The organism is Streptomyces sp. NPDC005393, from assembly GCF_040606675.1.
GTDB lineage: Bacteria > Actinomycetota > Actinomycetes > Streptomycetales > Streptomycetaceae > Streptomyces.
In genome coordinates this window covers 1-17,048 of record NZ_JBEXFG010000085.1, presented here as the reverse complement: position 1 = coordinate 17,048, position 17,048 = coordinate 1, and the positions used below count along the sequence as shown (strand labels likewise).

Here is a 17,048-nt window from a genome sequence, read left to right as displayed (position 1 = left end):
GATCCGCACAAAGCGGCCCTTCTCCTTCAGCTCCGCCACGTTCGCCGAGCCGACATAGCCCATCGACGCCCGCAGACCGCCCACGAGCTGGTGCGGCCCGGCCGCGCACGCCCTGACGGGGCGCAGCAGGACCCCGGGGCGGCCGGACTCCCCACGGCCGGGCACCCCCGGCCCCGCACCACGCGCCGTACCCACCGCCACCGATCCCGCACCACGCGCCGTACCCGCCGCCACCGACCCGGCAGCACACGCCGTGCCCGCCACCACCGACCCCGTGCCGCACCCCGCGCCCGCCACCGCTGGCCCCGCACCACGCCCCGCGCCCGCCGCCACCGACCCCATGCCGCACCCCGCGCCCGCCACCGCTGGCCCCGCACCACGCCCCGCGCCCGCCTCCACCGGCCCGGCAGCACACGCCGTGACGGGGCGCAACAGGCCCCCGGGGCGGCCGGACTCCCCACGGCCGGGCACCCCCGGCCCCGCACCACGCGCCGTACCCACCGCCACCGACCCGGCAGCACACGCCGTACCCGCCACCACCGACCCCGCAGCGCGCGCCGTGGCGGCGAGGCGCAGCGGGCCGCCGGGGCGGCGGGACCCCCGACGACCCGCCACCACCAGTCCCGCACCGCACCCCGTACCGCAAGCCGTACCCGCCGCCACCGGCCCCGTGCCACGGGCCGTGCCTGCCGGCGCCCTGCGCAGGCAGCGGGAGCGGCTGCCGCGGTATTGGTTCGCCAACCGGCTGCTGCTCACCCTCAGCGGCCAGCGCCCCGTCCACACCTTGCTCGGACACGCCCTCCCGGCCGCCTACGACCAGCTCATCGCGCTCGCGCCCCGCGCCCCGCTGCGCCCCGCCGACGGCCGCTCCAGCGCGCCCGTCGTACGGCGCTGCGGCGAGTACCAGCCGCGCCACGGGGTCATCGAGGCGTTCGCCCGGATCGCCTCCGGCGAACGGCTCAGCGCGCTCGCCTTCCGGCTGGAGCTCGGCGCCGACGCCCGCTGGCGGTGCGCCGCGTTCGACCTCGGGCCACTCGGATGACAACGCAACGGGCCGGGTCCCGCGCATATCCGCGGTGACCCGGCCCGTACAAACGCCACAAACGCTACAAACGCTCGGACGTACAGACGCCTTTACTTCTTGCGGCGGCGGCCACCCTTGTTGGCCTTACGCCGCTCCGCCCGCGTCAGCCCATCGGCCTCCGACCGCGGCGCCGGCGGCGTGTCACCGTTGGTGAAGTCGCCCTCCACGATGCCGCCCTCGCCGTCCACCGTCGGGGCGGAGAAGTGCAGCCGGTCCGGCCGCTGCGGGGTGTCCAGGCCCTTGGCGCGGATCTCCGGACGGCCCGCGGCACCCGGAGCCTGGGACGACGCGCCCGCCGGCACCGCGTCCTGGAGGTCCGCCGCCAGCGCGGCCTTGTCCTCCGCCGCCTCGACCGGGACCTCCTCGACCTGCTGCTCGACCTGGACCTCCAGGTTGAACAGGTAGCCGACGGACTCCTCCTTGATTCCGTCCATCATGGCCTGGAACATGTCGAAGCCCTCGCGCTGGTACTCGACCAGCGGGTCCTTCTGGGCCATCGCGCGCAGCCCGATGCCCTCCTGGAGGTAGTCCATCTCGTAGAGGTGCTCGCGCCACTTGCGGTCGAGGACGGACAGCACGACCCGCCGCTCCAGCTCACGCATGATCTCGGAGCCCAGCTGCTCCTCACGCGCGGCGTACTGCTCGTGGATGTCGTCCTTGATGGACTCCGCGATGAACTCGGCGGTGATCCCGGCGCGGTCGCCGGCCGCCTCCTCCAGCTCTTCGACGGTCACCTTCACCGGGTAGAGCTGCCGGAAGGCGCCCCACAGCCGGTCCAGGTCCCACTCCTCCGCGAAGCCCTCGACCGTCTCGGCCTGGATGTAGGCGTCGATGGTGTCGTCCATGAAGTGGCCGATCTGCTCCTGCAGGTCCTCGCCCTCCAGGACGCGACGGCGCTCGCCGTAGATGACCTCGCGCTGCCGGTTCAGCACCTCGTCGTACTTCAGAACGTTCTTACGGGTCTCGAAGTTCTGCTGCTCGACCTGCGACTGGGCGGACGCGATGGCCCGCGTGACCATCTTGTTCTCGATCGGCACATCGTCCGGCACGTTCGCCATGGCCATCACGCGCTCGACCATCTGCGCCTTGAACAGCCGCATCAGGTCGTCGCCGAGGGAGAGGTAGAAGCGGGACTCGCCGGGGTCGCCCTGACGGCCGGAGCGGCCGCGCAGCTGGTTGTCGATCCGGCGCGACTCATGGCGCTCGGTGCCCAGCACATACAGCCCGCCGAGCTCCTTGACCTCTTCGAACTCGGCCTTGACCGCGGCCTCGGCCTTCTCCAGGGCGGCGGGCAGCCCGGCCGCCCACTCCTCGGGGTGCTCCAGCGGGTCCAGACCGCGCTGACGCAGCTCGGCCTCGGCGAGGTCGTCGGGGTTGCCGCCGAGCTTGATGTCGGTGCCGCGGCCCGCCATGTTCGTCGCGACGGTGACGGAGCCCTTACGGCCGGCCTGGGCGACGATCTGCGCCTCTCGGTCGTGCTGCTTGGCGTTGAGCACCTCGTGCGGGATGCCGCGCTTGGCGAGCTGCTGCGAGAGGTACTCGGACTTCTCCACGGAGGTGGTGCCGACCAGGACCGGCTGGCCCTTCTGGTGCTTCTCGGCGATGTCGTCGACGACCGCGTCGAACTTCGCCACCTCGGTGCGGTAGATCAGGTCGGACTGGTCGAGGCGGACGAGGGGGCGGTGGGTCGGGATCGGGACGACCCCGAGCTTGTAGATCTGGTGGAACTCGGCGGCCTCGGTCATCGCCGTACCGGTCATACCGGAGAGCTTGTCGTAGAGGCGGAAGAAGTTCTGCAGGGTGATCGTGGCGAGCGTCTGGTTCTCGTCCTTGATGTCCACCCCTTCCTTCGCCTCGATCGCCTGGTGCATGCCCTCGTTGTAGCGGCGGCCGGCGAGGATACGGCCGGTGTGCTCGTCGACGATCATGACTTCGCCGTCGATGACGACGTAGTCCTTGTCCTTCTTGAAGAGCTCCTTGGCCTTGATGGCATTGTTGAGGTAGCCGACCAGCGGGGTGTTGACGGACTCGTACAGGTTGTCGATGCCCAGCCAGTCCTCGACCTTGGTGACGCCGGACTCATGGATGGCGACGGTGCGCTTCTTCTCGTCGACCTCGTAGTCCCCGGTCTCCTCCTTGCCCTTCTGGAGATCGGCGGCCTCGCCCCTGGACAGGCGGGTGACCAGCTTGGCGAAGTCGCCGTACCACTTGGTGGCCTGGTCGGCCGGGCCGGAGATGATCAGCGGCGTACGGGCCTCGTCGACGAGGATCGAGTCGACCTCGTCGACGATCGCGAAGTTATGACCGCGCTGCACCAGCTCGTCCTGCGACCACGCCATGTTGTCGCGCAGATAGTCGAAGCCGAACTCGTTGTTGGTGCCGTAGGTGATGTCGCACGCGTACTGCTCGCGGCGCTGCGCCGGGGTCATATTGGCGAGGATGCAGCCGACCTCGAGGCCGAGGAACTTGTGCACCCGGCCCATCCACTCGGAGTCACGCTCGGCCAGGTAGTCATTGACCGTGATCAGATGGACGCCCTTGCCGGACAGCGCGTTCAGATACGCGGGCAGGGTGCCGACGAGGGTCTTGCCCTCACCGGTCTTCATCTCGGCGACATACCCGAGGTGGAGCGCCGCACCGCCCATCAGCTGGACGTCGTAGTGGCGCTGGCCGAGCACCCGCTTGGCCGCCTCGCGCACCGTGGCGAACGCTTCGGGCATCAGGTCGTCGAGGCTCTCACCGTCCGCGTACCGCTGCTTGTACTCGTCGGTGAGGGCGCGCAGCTCGGCGTCGGAGAGGCTCAAGAAATCCTCTTCGATGGAATTGACCTGGTCCGCGATGCGGTGCAGCTTGCGCAGGATCTTTCCTTCGCCTGCACGCATGAGCTTGTTGAGGACGGACACGTAGGCTGGCTCCTTGCCGGTCGGGCCTGGCACGGTCGGGGTGCGCTGGGGCGGCATTGTCAAGGGGCGCAGGCCCCGCCGCAACGGCCATCGTAAGACAGACCCCGCCATGCCGGGAGGTCCGTCACTACGCGGGCCTGGTGTCACCTCCACTGTGTCAACGCGCGAGAGGCCCCCCGGGTGCCCATCCGCTTCGGCAATTCGGCAAAACCGCTCGCGCTGCGTGACGGCGTCGACGCAGACTCGGGACGCATGGAGCCTGTCACCCTCACCACCGAGCGCCTCACCCTGCGCCCCTTCCGGCCCTCGGACGCGGACGCCGTCCACGCCGCCTGTCAGGACCCGGACATCCAGCGCTGGACCACCGTGCCCTCTCCGTACGAGCGCGCGCACGCGGAGGACCTCACCGGACGGATCTGCGCGGAGCACTGGCGCGATGACATCACCTATGACTTCGCGGTGGTCACCAAGCGTGACGGCGTCCTCGTCGGGGCGATGGGGCTGGTACGGCTGGCCCAGCTGCGCACCGCCGAGCACCAGGCCGAGCTGGGCTACTGGACGGTACGGGAGCACCGGCGGCGCGGATACACGGGCGAGGCGGCACGGGCCGTGATCGAGTGGGCGTTCACCCGGCTGGGGGTGGAGCGGCTGGAGTGGTGCGCCGAGGCCGGGAACGAGGGCTCGCGCGCGGTCGCGCTCGGGGCGGGCTTCCGGATGGAGGGCACGGACCGGGCGCGGATCGTCCACCAGGGGACGCGGCGGGACGCCTGGCGGGGCTCGCTGCTGCCCTCGGACTGGGGGCTGCCGTCGACCACGCCGTATCTGCCGGCCGAGGTTCCGGACCAGGTGCCGGCCGTCTGAGAGCCGGTCCCGGCCGGATGCCGGGCCGCCGGTCCGGGGGCTTGTCAGTGGCGGCCACTACGGTGGCGCGCATGACGAATCCCGCGCCCGGGTCCACCGTGGACCGCACGCCAGAAATCACCCTGTCCGCCGACGAGGCGCGCCGGATCGCGCTGCGCGCGCAGGGGCTGCTGGGCGCGCCGGACCGGCGCGGCGGGGTGCGGGGCGTACTGCGCCATCTGGGCGCGGTCCAGCTGGACACGATCTCGGTGCTGGCCCGCTCGCATGAGCTGATTCCGTACGCACGGCTGGGCGCGGTCGGGCGCGAAGCGGTCGAAGCGGCGTACTGGACCGGCACCCACGCCTTCGAGTACTGGTCGCACGCCGCCTGTGTGCTGCCGATCGAGGAGTGGCCGCACTTCGCCTTCCGGCGCCGCGCCTACCGCACCCGTCCGCACTGGAATCACGAGCTGCCGGACGGGGCGTACGAGACGGTGGTGAAGCGGCTGCGCGCCGAGGGCCCGCTGACCGCGACGGAGCTGGGCGGCGCCAAGAACGGCGGGCCGTGGTGGGACTGGTCGGCGGCGAAGGTCGCGGTCGAGCGGGCGCTGATGTTCGGCGAGGTGGTGTGCGCCGAGCGGCGCGGCTGGAAGCGGGTGTACGACCTGGCGGAGCGCGCCGTGCCGGACGCGCTGCTCCATGACGATCTGGACGACACGGAGTGTCTGCGGCGGCTGGTCCGGCTGGCGGGGCAGTCGCTGGGGGTGGGCACCCGCGCGGACATCGCCGACTACCACCGGCTCAAGGGCGAGCAGGTCGACGCGGTGATCGCTGACTCGGGGCTGGTGCCGGTGGCGGTGGCGGGCTGGTCCCCACCGGCCTGGGCGGACCCGGAGGCGCTGGCCACCCCGCCGCGCGGGTGGCATCGCACCACGCTGCTGTCGCCCTTCGACTCACTGATATGGGACCGGGCGCGCACCGAGCGGATCTTCGGCTTCACCCACCGGCTGGAGGCGTATGTGCCCCGGCCCAAGCGCGTCTACGGCTACTTCGCCATGCCGCTGCTGTCGGGCGGGCGGCTGCTGGGCCGGGTCGACCCGGCCCGCGAGGGGAGGACCCTGGTCGCCCGGCAGGTGTCCCTGGAGTCAGCCAAGGCCGTGGCCCCCATGGCGGAGGCGCTGCGAGAGGCGGCCGGGTGGGTGGGGTGCGACTCCGTGCGGATCGAGCGCGTCGACCGCCCGGAGCTCGCGGCGCCACTCACCGCGGCGGTCACCTGATCTCGAGGATCTTCTCCCGCATCGCATAGACCACGGCCTCCATCCTGGAGTGCAGCTGCAACTTCTCCAGGATGTTGCGCACATGGTTCTTCACGGTGTTCTCGCTGATGAACAGCTCCTTGGCGATGTCGCGGTTGTTCTTGCCGGTGGCGACGAGCTTGAGCACCTCCAGCTCGCGCTCGGTGAGCCGGGGCGCGGGCACCAGCCGCCGCTCGTCGGTGCGCTGGATCATCGACTTGAACTCGGTGAGGAGCTTGGCCGCCATCGACGGGCTGATCTGGGACTGCCCGTCGGCCACCGCCCGGATGGCGGTCGAGACCTCATCGGTCGAGATCTCCTTGAGCAGATAGCCCGTGGCACCCGCCTTGATCGCGTCGTAGAGATCGGCCTCTTCGTCGCTGATCGTCAGCATGATGATCTTGGCACTGGGTGCCACCTCCTTGATGGAGGTACAGGCCTCGATCCCACCGCGCTTGGGCATGCGCACGTCCATCAGGACGATGTCCGGCAGCAGATCCGCCGCCTTGTCCACGGCCTCGGCTCCGTCCCCCGCCTCGCCGACGACCTGAATGTCCTCCTCCTGGGCCAGGACGATCTCCAATCCACGCCGGAAGAGCGCGTGGTCGTCCACTACGAGGACCCGAATCGGCTCCTTGCGCGGTTCCCCGCGCGGCTCGCCCCTGTCCGGACTGACGCCTTGGGCATCGCCATCGTCGGACACGGGCCCGAAGCTGTCCGCCATCGTTCCTCCCCCTGAAGGCCATGGCCCTTGCGGTCTGCACACTGTGGTGCACGGTGCTGTACGGCATCAACCGGTCCTCTCGCCACGCCGGTTGGCCGCTGGGCCATGATTTCATGCCCGGACGGCGAGTGGTCCCGCCGTAGTCCCCCGGTGGTCGCACAGAGGTGCCCCGGGGGGCGCATGGGCGCCCCGGGGCACCTCCTCCTGCCTATGCGGCTCGCTCCGCGGTTGGCCGGTCAGCCGCCGAGCGCACCGCCGGCGCCGCCGGGCTCCTCGCCGACGAACGCCTCCGGCTGAAGATGAATCACTCCATAGTCATAGCCATGCCGCCGATAGACGACGCTCGGCTGATTGGTGTCGGAGTCGACGAACAGGTAGAAGTCATGCCCGACCAGCTCCATCTCGTAGAGCGCCTGGTCGAGCGTCATCGGGGCCGCGGCGTGGGTCTTCTCCCGGACCACCAGGGGGCCCTCGCCCTGTACTTCCAGGGGTCCCATCCTGGTGGTGGGGACGGTGTCCGCCGTGCGCTGGGCGGCGATCTCGCCATGCCCGTTGATGCGCGCCGCGTTGGGGACGGTGATGGCCACATCGCTGGCCGGAATGCGATCGTTGCCACGGCGCGTATGCCGCTTGTCGTGCTCCTTTCGCATCCGCGCTTCCAGCTTGCCTGCAGCCAGGTCCAGCGCTGCGTACGGATCGGCCGCCGAGGCCTCTGCCCGGATCACCGGGCCGCGCGAGCGAAGGGTGATCTCCACTCGGTCCGCGCGGTCGGCCTGGCGCGGGTTGTGCTCTTTGGACACCTCGACGTCGAGGCTGATCACCTTGCCGTCGAGCTTCTGGATCTTGTCCAGCTTCAGCTTCTCGGCCACGTGCTTCCGGAACCGCTCGGGCACCTCTGTTTTACGGCCCTTGACGACGATGTCCACGCAGAACTCCGTTCCCGGGTAGCTCCGGCTCACTGGCGGAGCTTCATCCCTTGTGCACCAGGCTCCGGGGTCTTCCGGAGCCACCGGCTTGGCGGCTTTCAGCTCCTCCTTCCCACGGGGAAGATCGCCACCCCATTTGTTTCAAGGCTCACGAGAATGCAGGCAAAACACGCCAAGCGGATTTACGAGTCATAGCACTCGCCATTCCTCACAACCGAACATAGCTCGCCCGGACGGGTGTCGGCACCCCCTACCGACACGTACCTCCGATCAGGTGCTTTGCTGCCCTTACCACCTGCAACGATGCAGCTTCGTATTCAGTTCCGATTGATACGAACCAGGGATGCGGCCACCACAGCGGCCCCCGCGACCCGCCCACCGGCCGCCGTTACCGCCCGCGCGGCCTCCGCGAGCGACGCCCCTGTCGTCATCAGATCGTCCACCAGCACCACCGGGCCCGCCGCCAGCAGCCGATCGCCCCCGGGTACCACCCCCAACGCCCCTGACACATTCGCCCGGCGCTGCCGCGCGCCCAGCCCCGACTGATCGGTCACCCGGCGCAGCTGCCGCAGCACCGCCGGGACCCTCACAGGGCGGCCGCCGCCCCGCAGCACACCCGCCGCCGCGAGCGCGATCCGCCGGGCCGGGTCATGACCCCGCGCCCCCACCGCACGCCGCGCCGATGGCACCGGCACCAGCAGCAATGGCTTTCCCAGTGCTCGGTTCGCCTCCGGGGCGCTCAAGCCTCCCCCAGCCTTCGGCCGGGGCTGCCCCCTGTCGACGGTCGACCGTGCTCGGCCGCCCGTGCGGCGGTAGCCGCATATCGATGAGAGCCCTCGCGGCCTGCGCTCGCTCTCCCTTTCGACAGCGACGCGCCCCTTCGCCTCACCCGCCAGGGCAGGCCGAGCTCCGCACACCGCCCGCACCGCCCCCGCCAGCGCCTCACCCAGCGGCCACGCCAGCCGCAGCACTCCCCGCTCCTTGTGCGCGAGCAGCACCGCGCGGGCCTCGTCCGCGTACTCCACCGCCGCATGGACCACCGGCAGCCCCGGCGGCACCGGGCTCGGCAGCACCCGGCGCGCCCCGGACCCGCGCAGCGCCTCCCGACACCGGTCGCACAGGGTGCCGCCCGGCCGACCGCACCCCGCGCAGTCGGCCGGCAGCACCAGATCCGCGATCTCCTGCCACCAGCTCCGCATGGCCACCACTCTCCCGGCGGCCGGGCCCGCGCGCCACCCCCTGTGGATAACCGCGCACATGTGGACAACCGGCCGCCCCGGGCTGAGGGCTCGCCCAGCACGGGCCCCAGCCCAATCGGCCCCGTACAGGGGCCTAGCCCGGGTAGACCGGCGCCGATCCGTCCTCGTCCACGGTCTTCCAGTCCGTGTTCGGCCGCAGCCGCACGATGCCGTTCTCCCTGGTCTCGGCGATCAGCGGCCGGGTCTGGTCCTCCGAGGCGGCCACCGCCTCCACACCGCTCGGGCCGGGTACCTCCGGTACGTTCGCGGGCGAGCCGTCCGTCTCCACGTACTGCAGCTGCTGTACCCCGTCCGACTCCCGGCCCGCGACCACCAGCCGGCTGTCGCCCGCCCAGGAGACGGTGTCGACGTCCTGCAGCTTCGGCGCGATCGCGTGCAGCTTCCGCACCGACAGCTTCGGGGAGGCCGCGGTGCCCTGCCGCTCGATCCGGCCGAGCCGCAGCGTGGTGTGCCCGGCGCGCTTGACCAGCATCGCGATCCGAGCGCCGTCCGCGGAGACCCGCAGCGCCGTGATCCGGCCGCCGTCGAGCTTGGGCAGCCGCACCTCGTCCGCCGGGCTCGTGCCACCCCGCAGCCGCAGCAGCCGCGGCCGCTGCGGGTCCCGGTCGGCCACCCACAGACCGCCCAGCCCGTCCCAGCTCGGCGCCGTCAGCCCGTGCTCCGCGCTGCCGCCCTGGCTGCGCAGCCGCGGCTTGCCGCGCTCGGCGCCGGACGCCAGCTCGCTCACATACAGCGCGCTGCCGTCCGCCGTGACCCCCGCCGCGTCCCGCTCGTCGCGGGAGACCGCCACCGACCCGAGGCCCGCGCCGTCGGCGCCGAACGCCCCCGGCACGGCCTGTGCCCCGTCCTCGTCGTCGGACAGCCGGACCATCCGGTGCTTGGAGTCGACGAAGTACTGATGCTGCGGATGGCCCTCGACCCCGTCCGGCGCATAGGAGCGCGCCGCGTCGCTGGACAGGGCGCACAGCTCCGAGCCGTCCTGCCGCTCCAGCCGCACCCCGCTGACCTCGGACGAGCCCTCTCCCAGGTCCTGGACCGTGAACAGCGTCTGGGCCGCCATCCGGGCGCAGCGCGCCCCGCTGACATGGGCCGCCCGGCCGCTCAGCCGGACCTTCAGCGCGTTCGAGTCGTCCAGCGAGAGCTTCTCGCCACGGCGGCCGAGCGCCGTGCCGCCGGGGAAGGAGGTGCTGACCACCGGGTCCAGCCATCCCGTCGGGCCGTCCAGCAGCGCCTTGACGGTCGCGGTGACCGGGTCGATACGGCGCCGCACATAGACCGGGTCGGCGACCAGGACGCTGTCCCCGACCCTCGATTCCTCGGCGTCCGGTCCCAGGTCGGCGAAGTAGTACTTGTTGACCGAGCGGTAGATGCGCTGGAAGTCGGACTCACCGAGGACGAGACCCGGCGGCGGCCCGTCGATCCGCCACTCCGAGCCGCTCAGGGTGAGGTGGATGCGCTCCTCGTACGGCGCCTCGTCGGGCCGGTAGGCGTGCGTGGCGTCCACCGTGGCGATGCGCTTGCCCGACAGCACGACCGTCTTACCGTTGCCGTCCCGGTCGCCGGGATCGGTCTCGACCCGTACGTCCGGCGCCTCTTCCAGCACCGTGGTGGCCGCGAACGGGTCCCAGCCCTTGGCCGCGGCCTTGGTCAGGTACTCCTTCGCCGTGCCGAAGTTCTCCTCGTCGCTCGTGGTGGCCTCCAGGAAGCCGGAGACCAGCTCCGCGGGCTGCTCGCCCTTGCCCGGGCTCACCCCGTAGACCCGGACCTGCGAATCGACGTCGGAGCGCGCCGAGGAGTCGACCCGCCGCACATCGCCCTGGTCGGGCATCGAGGCGCAGCCGGACAGCAGCAGGGCGCCGCAGACGAGCAGCGCCGGCGTGCTCAGCACCCGGCTGCGCAGGCTCCCGGGCCCGCCGGGGCTCTCAGTGCCCCGGGAGCGGCCAGGGCCGCCCCAGGGGACCTGGCGGCGGAAGCGGTGGCGGTCGGCACGGTCAGCGCCCACGGGGGCGGCCCTCCCCTTCGTTCTGTGTCGTCTTCGGCCGGCCGGGCGGCGGCTCCGGGGCGCCGCGCACCACCCGCGCGCCGTTGCCCGGCAGGGCTGTCGGATCGGCCGAGGGCGCCGTAGCGTCGACCGGCGGCAGCGGGGACCGCGGCTGCACGGGCACCGCCGCCAGCCGCTCCGCAGCGGGCTGCCGCGCCCCCGCGTCACCCGGATGGCGGTTGCGCCGGGAGTCCTCGGGCTCCAGCGGGATCGGCGAGCCACGCAGCACATCGCCCGCGGCCCGCGGCAGCGTCAGCCGGAACTGCGAACCGCCACCCGGCTCTCCCCACGCCTGCAGCCAGCCGCCGTGCAGCCGCGCGTCCTCCACCGCGATCGACAGTCCAAGGCCGGTGCCGCCCGTCGTACGGGCACGGGCCGGGTCGGCCCGCCAGAAGCGGTTGAACACCCGGGTCGCCTCGCCGGGCTTGAGCCCGACCCCGTAGTCCCGCACCGCGACGGCCACCGCGCCGCCCGCCGCCGCGAGCCGTACGACCACATCCCGGCCCTCACCGTGCTCCACGGCGTTGACCACGAGATTGCGCAGCACCCGCTCGACCCGGCGGGTGTCCGCCTCCACCACCACCGGCGCCTCGGCGCCCCGCACCAGGATCCGGGTGTCCTTGGCCTCGGCGAGCGGCTCGGCCGCGTCCACGACCCGCTTCACCACATCGCGCAGATCGATCGGCTCGGCCTCCAGAGCGGCCGCGCCGGCGTCGAACCGGCTGATCTCCAGCAGCTCGGCGAGCAGCGACTCAAAGCGGTCGACCTGGCCCCACAGCAACTCGGCGGAGCGCGCGGTGACCGGATCGAAGTCCTCGCGCGCCTCATGGATGACGTCCGCCGCCATCCTTACGGTCGTCAGCGGGGTGCGCAGCTCATGGGAGACATCCGAGACGAAACGGCGCTGCATCCGGGAGAGCGCCTCCAGCTGCTGGATCTTGAGCTGGAGGTTCTGCGCCATCTTGTTGAACGCCTCGCCGAGGCGGGCGATGTCGTCCTCGCCGGTGACCTTCATCCGCTCCTGGAGCAGACCGGCGGCCAGCCGCTCGGAGATCCCCGCGGCCATCCGTACGGGCGTGACGACCTGCCGGACCACCACCCAGGCGATGGCGCCGAGCAGCACGACCACGAACACCCCGGCCGTCGCCAGCGTGCCCTTGACCAGGCTCAGCGACTTCTCCTCCTGAGTGAAGGGGAAGAGGTAGTACAGCTGGTACGCGTCGCCGTTGTTGTCGTCGAGACGCTTGCCGATGATCAGCGCGGGCTCGGCATCGCCGGAACCGGCGTGCACGATCTTCCCGTACCGCTCGTACGGCGCGGTCCGGCCCTCGTCCACCTGCTTGCGCAGATCGGCGGGCACGCTGTCCGGCTTGACGTCACCGGAGGCGCGCGGGCCACGGCTGGCCACATAGGGCGTCTCGCCCGAGTCGGAGCTGAGCGCCACCACCGAGTACGCGCCCTTGCCACCGCTGGCGAGCTGCTCCACCATCGCGTTCAGCCAGGCGCCGGAGTCCTGGGTGCCCCGGCCGGCGGCCCCCGCCCCGTCCTGGCCCCGGGTGTCGCTCTTACGGTCGGCCACCTGCTCGGCCACCTCGAACCCGCCGACGGCCTGCCCCTGCGCCGCATGCCGCTTGGCGTCGAGCAGCCCGTTGCGCACCTGCCCGATGACGACCAGGCCGAGCAGGATCACCACACCGAGCGACATCAGCAGCGTGGTGGCCACCACCCGCAACTGGATGTTCCGCCGCCACAGCCGGGCGGCGGGCAGCAGCGGACGCCGCGCCCACCGTCCGAACAGCCGGATCAACGGGTGGGCCGGCCCACCGGACGCCCCGTCGGGCAGCAGATGCCCGCCACTCCACAACCTCCGGAGCAGCGGTATCTCACCCGCCGGATCGGGCCGCCTCGCATGGGCGCCCTCCGGAACCCCGCCCCCCGGACCACCGGACCGCGGAGCCGTACCGCCGCCCGACATCTCAGCTGGGTCCGGCCTTGTAGCCGACACCGCGCACGGTCACCACGATCTCCGGCCGCTCCGGGTCCTTCTCGACCTTGGACCGCAGCCGCTGCACATGCACATTCACCAGCCGGGTATCGGCCGCATGCCGATAGCCCCACACCTGCTCCAGCAGCACCTCGCGGGTGAACACCTGCCACGGCTTACGGGCCAGCGCCACCAGCAGATCGAACTCCAGCGGGGTCAGCGCTATCGACTGGCCGTCCCGCTTCACCGAATGCCCGGCCACATCGATCACCAGATCGCCGATGGCCAGCTGCTCCGGCGCCGGCTCCTCGGAACGCCGCAGCCGCGCCCTGATCCGGGCCACCAGCTCCTTCGGCTTGAACGGCTTGACGATGTAGTCGTCCGCACCGGACTCCAGCCCGACCACCACATCGACCGTGTCGCTCTTGGCCGTGAGCATGACCACCGGCACCCCGGACTCGGCCCGGATCAGCCGGCACACCTCTATACCGTCCCGTCCGGGCAGCATCAGATCGAGCAGCACCAGATCGGGCTTGGTCTCGCGGAAGGCGGCAAGAGCCCTGTCGCCGTCCGACACGAACGACGGTTCAAAGCCTTCGCCGCGCAGCACGATGCCAAGCATCTCTGCCAGTGCGGTGTCGTCGTCGACGACAAGGACGCGTCCCTTCATATCGACATCATCCCATTACCCGATCGTGACCGGGCACACAGCTCGACGATACGGTCCGCGGTGACCGGCGAGATGACTCCGTCCTCGGTGACGATCGCCGTCACCAACTCCGGTGGGGTTACGTCGAATGCCGGATTGTGGGCCTGTGTCCCCAGGGGCGCGACGGGCACTCCGGTGGCCGCTTCAGCCCCAGCGACCGGACCATGGGGAACTGTGATGTCTGTCACCTCGTGTCCGGGGCGCTGTTCGACCTCGATCGCGGCTCCGTCGGGAGTGTCCGGATCCACCGTCGTGGTCGGGGCGACCACGACGAACGGAACGTGGTGGTAGCGGGCCAGCACCGCGAGCGGATAGCTGCCCACCTTGTTGGCCACCGAGCCGTCCGCGGCTATCCGGTCCGCGCCGATCAGGACCGCATCCACCTCGCCCGCCGCGAACAGCGAACCCGCCGCGTTATCAGTGAGCAGCGTGTACGCCATGCCCGCGCGGACCGCCTCGTACGCGGTCAACCGCGCCCCCTGGAGCAGCGGACGGGTCTCGTTCACCCACAGCCGACGCAGCCGTCCGCTCCGGTGCACCGCCTTGACCACGGCGAGGGCGGTGCCCTCTCCCCCGGAGACCAGGGAGCCGGTGTTGCAGTGGGTGAGTATCCGAAAGCCGCCCGCGGGCAGCAGTTCATCGAGGAGCGCCCGGCCGTGCGCCGCCATCCGCTCGCTTGCGTCGGCGTCCTCCCGGTGCAGGGCGCGGGCCTCGGCGAGGGCGGCCGCGGCGGCCTGAGCCGCGTCCGCATCCTCCCTGACGGCCGCGTGGTACGCGGCGGTGGCCCGCCGGACGCCATAGGCCAGGTTGACGGCTGTGGGGCGGGCGTGGGCGAGCGATTCGGCGGCCTCGTCCACATCGATGCCCCGGGCCGCGGCGAGCGCCACACCGTAGGCCCCGGCGATCCCGAGCAGCGGGGCGCCACGCACGGCGAGCGAGCGGATCGCCTCCACCAGCACCGGCACATCGGTGCACACCAGGTCGACCTCCTCGGCGGGAAGCCGCGTCTGGTCGAGGAGCACCAGGACGGGCCCCCCCGGGGGTTCCACCCAGCGCAGTGCGAAGGCAGCGGGGGGTGTGGAGCCTTCCGGGGATACCGGATGCTGATCAACCATCCGCCCAGTCTGCCCTGTGCGGCACCGTCTATTGAAGTGCCCAGCGGCCCCCGGCGACCCCTACGGAGCGCAACGCACCGTGGCACGATGGCTGCCATCCGCCCGCCGGACCGTCCACGGCCGGCCAACGAACAACCAACGGAGCGACGATGAACGACTCTCCGGGCTGGGCCCCGCCCGGATCGTCCCCTTCCGACGAGCCGGACCACGATGCTCGGCAGCAGGGCGAACCCGCCGCCCGGCCCGTGCCGGAACAGCCGGTATGGGGCGCCAAGTGGGCCCAGCGGCAGCCGCCCGCCGGTCGCTGGACCGCGCCCACCGGTGGCCCCACGCCGCCCCCCGCTCGCCCGACCGGACCGGCGCCGGGCGGCGGCTGGGGGCCCGGCCGGCGACAGCCGGCGCCCGCCCCCCGCCCCGGGGTCATTCCGCTGCGGCCGCTCGGCGTCATCGAGATCCTCGACGGCGCGATGGCCACCATGCGAGCCCACTGGCGCACGGTCCTCGGCATCTCGCTGATCGTCTCGGTCGTCACCCAGGGCCTGGCCACGGCCGCCACCGGGCTCTGGTTCAAGGACAACCGCGGAGCCGCGGCCCCCTCCCTCGACGACCCGGACGCGACCGCCGGCGAGGCGATGCGCGCCGTCGCCAGCGCGCTCGGGGACAGCGGAGTCACGCTGCTCCTCGGCGTCCTCGGCACCATCGTCACCACCGCCCTGCTGACCGTGGTCACCGCGCGGGCGGTTCTGGGCCGGTCCGTGTCTCCCGGCGAGGCCTGGGGCGGCGCCCGGCCGTACCTCTTTCAGCTGTGCGGGCTGCTCTTCCTGATCCCCGCCATCGCCGTGGCCATCATCGCCGCGGGTATGACGCCGGGTCTGCTGCTGGCCGCCGCAGGGGTGGACAGCGAAGGCGCGGCGCTTGCCTCCCTCGGGGGGCTCGCGGCGGCCGGCGTCGCCGTCTGGCTCTGGGTCCGCTTCAGCCTCGCCGCCCCCGCGCTGATGCTGGAGAAGCAGGGGATCATGGCGGCCCTGCGCCGCTCCGCCAAGCTGGTGCGCGGCGCGTGGTGGCGCGTCTTCGGCGTCCAACTCCTCGCCGTCGTGGTCGCCTTCATCCTCGGCGCCATCGTCGAGGTGCCGACCAGCCTCGTCGGAATGGTGATCGGCGGGGACAACGCGATGGACTGGCTTTCCGGTAAATCCGTCTCGGTCGGCTGGACCTTCCTGGTCGTCGTCGGTGTCGGAGGGGTCATCAGCTCGACCCTCACCTTCCCGATCAGCGCCGGGGTGACCGCCCTGCTCTACATGGACCAGCGAATCCGGCGCGAGGGCCTCGACCTCGAACTCGCCCGCGCCACAGGGGTGCAGGGATACGGAACGGAAGAGCACGACTCCGGCCACGAGCCCGTCGGTTCGGCCTCCGGGAACTGATGCGGCAATGCTCCTCACCGGACGATGCGTCACCATACGGGTCATCACCTCCCCCTGCCCCGTCTGGTCAGGCTTTCACGACCAGTTGAAGATCAGTTGACCTATCGTCAACGGGCAGGCCCCATCGGCCCCACAACAACTCTGTGCGCCCTCACGTTCGCCACGCCAGGGCGCACAGCCCTTTTCACCCGATCCGGTGGAACATCCGATCCAGTGGAACGCAAAAAGCCTCGGTCCCGAGCACTGAGTGCTCGGGACCGAGGCTAATAATTGTTCGGCGGCGTCCTACTCTCCCACAGGGTCCCCCCTGCAGTACCATCGGCGCTGTAAGGCTTAGCTTCCGGGTTCGGAATGTTGCCGGGCGTTTCCCTTACGCTATGGCCACCGAAACACTATGAAGTTGAACCGGACAAAGACACGGTTCGTTACTTCAGAACCAACACAGTGGACGCGAGCACCTGAGGACAAGCCCTCGGCCTATTAGTACCAGTCAACTCCACCGGTTGCCCGGCTTCCATATCTGGCCTATCAACCCAGTCGTCTACTGGGGGCCTTAACCCATCAAGTGGGTGGGAGTCCTCATCTCGAAGCAGGCTTCCCGCTTAGATGCTTTCAGCGGTTATCCCTCCCGAACGTAGCCAACCAGCCGTGCCCTTGGCAGGACAACTGGCACACCAGAGGTTCGTCCGTCCCGGTCCTCTCGTACTAGGGACAGCCCTTCTCAAGACTCCTACGCGCACAGCG

General features: G+C 71.3%; 12 protein-coding genes and 2 rRNA genes. 4 read left to right on the top strand and 10 right to left on the bottom strand.

All coding sequences use genetic code 11. The features are described from left to right. Positions 1-682: 682 nt before the first annotated feature. Positions 683-1,042: an Rv3235 family protein gene (locus ABZS71_RS34500; protein WP_356216537.1), complete on the top strand. Its 360-nt coding sequence runs from the start codon at positions 683-685 to the stop codon at positions 1,040-1,042. 92 nt (positions 1,043-1,134) lie between these two features. Here the strand turns inward: ABZS71_RS34500 and secA are convergent, their stop codons facing one another. Then, positions 1,135-3,987: a preprotein translocase subunit SecA gene (gene secA, locus ABZS71_RS34495; protein WP_356216534.1), complete on the bottom strand. Its 2,853-nt coding sequence runs from the start codon at positions 3,985-3,987 to the stop codon at positions 1,135-1,137. 252 nt (positions 3,988-4,239) lie between these two features. On the opposite strand from secA, the gene ABZS71_RS34490 reads away from it, so the two are divergent. Next, positions 4,240-4,848 carry a GNAT family N-acetyltransferase gene (locus ABZS71_RS34490; protein ID WP_355860062.1) on the top strand — a complete coding sequence of 203 codons (609 nt, stop codon included), beginning with the start codon at positions 4,240-4,242 and terminating at the stop codon, positions 4,846-4,848. 71 nt (positions 4,849-4,919) lie between these two features. Then, positions 4,920-6,104 (top strand): crosslink repair DNA glycosylase YcaQ family protein, encoded by a 1,185-nt coding sequence (locus ABZS71_RS34485; RefSeq protein ID WP_356216531.1) that lies wholly within the window; start codon positions 4,920-4,922, stop codon positions 6,102-6,104. On the opposite strand, the gene ABZS71_RS34480 is transcribed toward ABZS71_RS34485, so the two are convergent. From ABZS71_RS34480 to mtnA, 7 genes are all read right to left on the bottom strand, one after another. Continuing rightward, complete coding sequence (locus tag ABZS71_RS34480) at positions 6,097-6,846, bottom strand: response regulator transcription factor (protein ID WP_356216528.1); 750 nt, start codon at positions 6,844-6,846, stop codon at positions 6,097-6,099. The two genes, ABZS71_RS34485 and ABZS71_RS34480, sit on opposite strands and share 8 nt — an antisense overlap. A gap of 236 nt (positions 6,847-7,082) precedes the next feature. Then, positions 7,083-7,772, bottom strand: a complete 690-nt coding sequence (gene raiA, locus ABZS71_RS34475) for a ribosome-associated translation inhibitor RaiA (RefSeq protein ID WP_356216525.1) — start codon at positions 7,770-7,772, stop codon at positions 7,083-7,085. A 317-nt stretch (positions 7,773-8,089) separates the two neighbouring features. Continuing rightward, positions 8,090-8,971 (bottom strand): ComF family protein, encoded by an 882-nt coding sequence (locus ABZS71_RS34470; RefSeq protein WP_356216522.1) that lies wholly within the window; start codon positions 8,969-8,971, stop codon positions 8,090-8,092. Positions 8,972-9,104: 133 nt separating this feature from the next. Beyond that, positions 9,105-11,033, bottom strand: coding sequence for an LpqB family beta-propeller domain-containing protein (locus ABZS71_RS34465; protein ID WP_356216519.1), 1,929 nt, complete (start codon positions 11,031-11,033; stop codon positions 9,105-9,107). Then, on the bottom strand, positions 11,023-12,936 hold the full coding sequence (gene mtrB, locus ABZS71_RS34460; RefSeq protein WP_356216516.1) for an MtrAB system histidine kinase MtrB: 1,914 nt from the start codon (positions 12,934-12,936) through the stop codon (positions 11,023-11,025). The genes ABZS71_RS34465 and mtrB overlap by 11 nt, the downstream gene beginning before the upstream one ends. Positions 12,937-13,048: 112 nt before the next feature. Beyond that, positions 13,049-13,726: a two-component system response regulator MtrA gene (mtrA, locus tag ABZS71_RS34455; RefSeq protein ID WP_355860049.1), complete on the bottom strand. Its 678-nt coding sequence runs from the start codon at positions 13,724-13,726 to the stop codon at positions 13,049-13,051. Further along, complete coding sequence (mtnA, locus tag ABZS71_RS34450) at positions 13,723-14,880, bottom strand: S-methyl-5-thioribose-1-phosphate isomerase (RefSeq protein ID WP_356216512.1); 1,158 nt, start codon at positions 14,878-14,880, stop codon at positions 13,723-13,725. Before mtnA ends, mtrA begins: the two co-directional genes overlap by 4 nt. A gap of 149 nt (positions 14,881-15,029) precedes the next feature. Between mtnA and ABZS71_RS34445 the strand changes: the two genes are divergently transcribed. Further along, positions 15,030-16,304: a hypothetical protein gene (locus ABZS71_RS34445; RefSeq protein ID WP_356216509.1), complete on the top strand. Its 1,275-nt coding sequence runs from the start codon at positions 15,030-15,032 to the stop codon at positions 16,302-16,304. A gap of 272 nt (positions 16,305-16,576) precedes the next feature. Here ABZS71_RS34445 and rrf read toward each other — a convergent pair. Together rrf and ABZS71_RS34435 are read right to left on the bottom strand one after the other, a co-directional pair. Then, positions 16,577-16,693 (bottom strand): 5S ribosomal RNA (rrf, locus tag ABZS71_RS34440). Positions 16,694-16,764: 71 nt separating this feature from the next. Continuing rightward, positions 16,765-17,048, bottom strand: a 23S ribosomal RNA gene (locus ABZS71_RS34435); the annotation flags it as partial.

Excerpts from the sequence above, each read along its gene's own strand:
- ABZS71_RS34485 (WP_356216531.1), top strand. The coding sequence starts at position 4,920 with ATGACGAATCCCGCGCCCGGGTCCACCGTGGACCGCACGCCAGAAATC.
- mtrA (WP_355860049.1), bottom strand. The coding sequence starts at position 13,726 with ATGAAGGGACGCGTCCTTGTCGTCGACGACGACACCGCACTGGCAGAG.
- mtnA (WP_356216512.1), bottom strand. The coding sequence starts at position 14,880 with ATGGTTGATCAGCATCCGGTATCCCCGGAAGGCTCCACACCCCCCGCT.
- ABZS71_RS34470 (WP_356216522.1), bottom strand. The coding sequence starts at position 8,971 with ATGCGGAGCTGGTGGCAGGAGATCGCGGATCTGGTGCTGCCGGCCGAC.
- ABZS71_RS34490 (WP_355860062.1), top strand. The coding sequence starts at position 4,240 with ATGGAGCCTGTCACCCTCACCACCGAGCGCCTCACCCTGCGCCCCTTC.
- ABZS71_RS34445 (WP_356216509.1), top strand. The coding sequence starts at position 15,030 with ATGAACGACTCTCCGGGCTGGGCCCCGCCCGGATCGTCCCCTTCCGAC.
- ABZS71_RS34480 (WP_356216528.1), bottom strand. The coding sequence starts at position 6,846 with ATGGCGGACAGCTTCGGGCCCGTGTCCGACGATGGCGATGCCCAAGGC.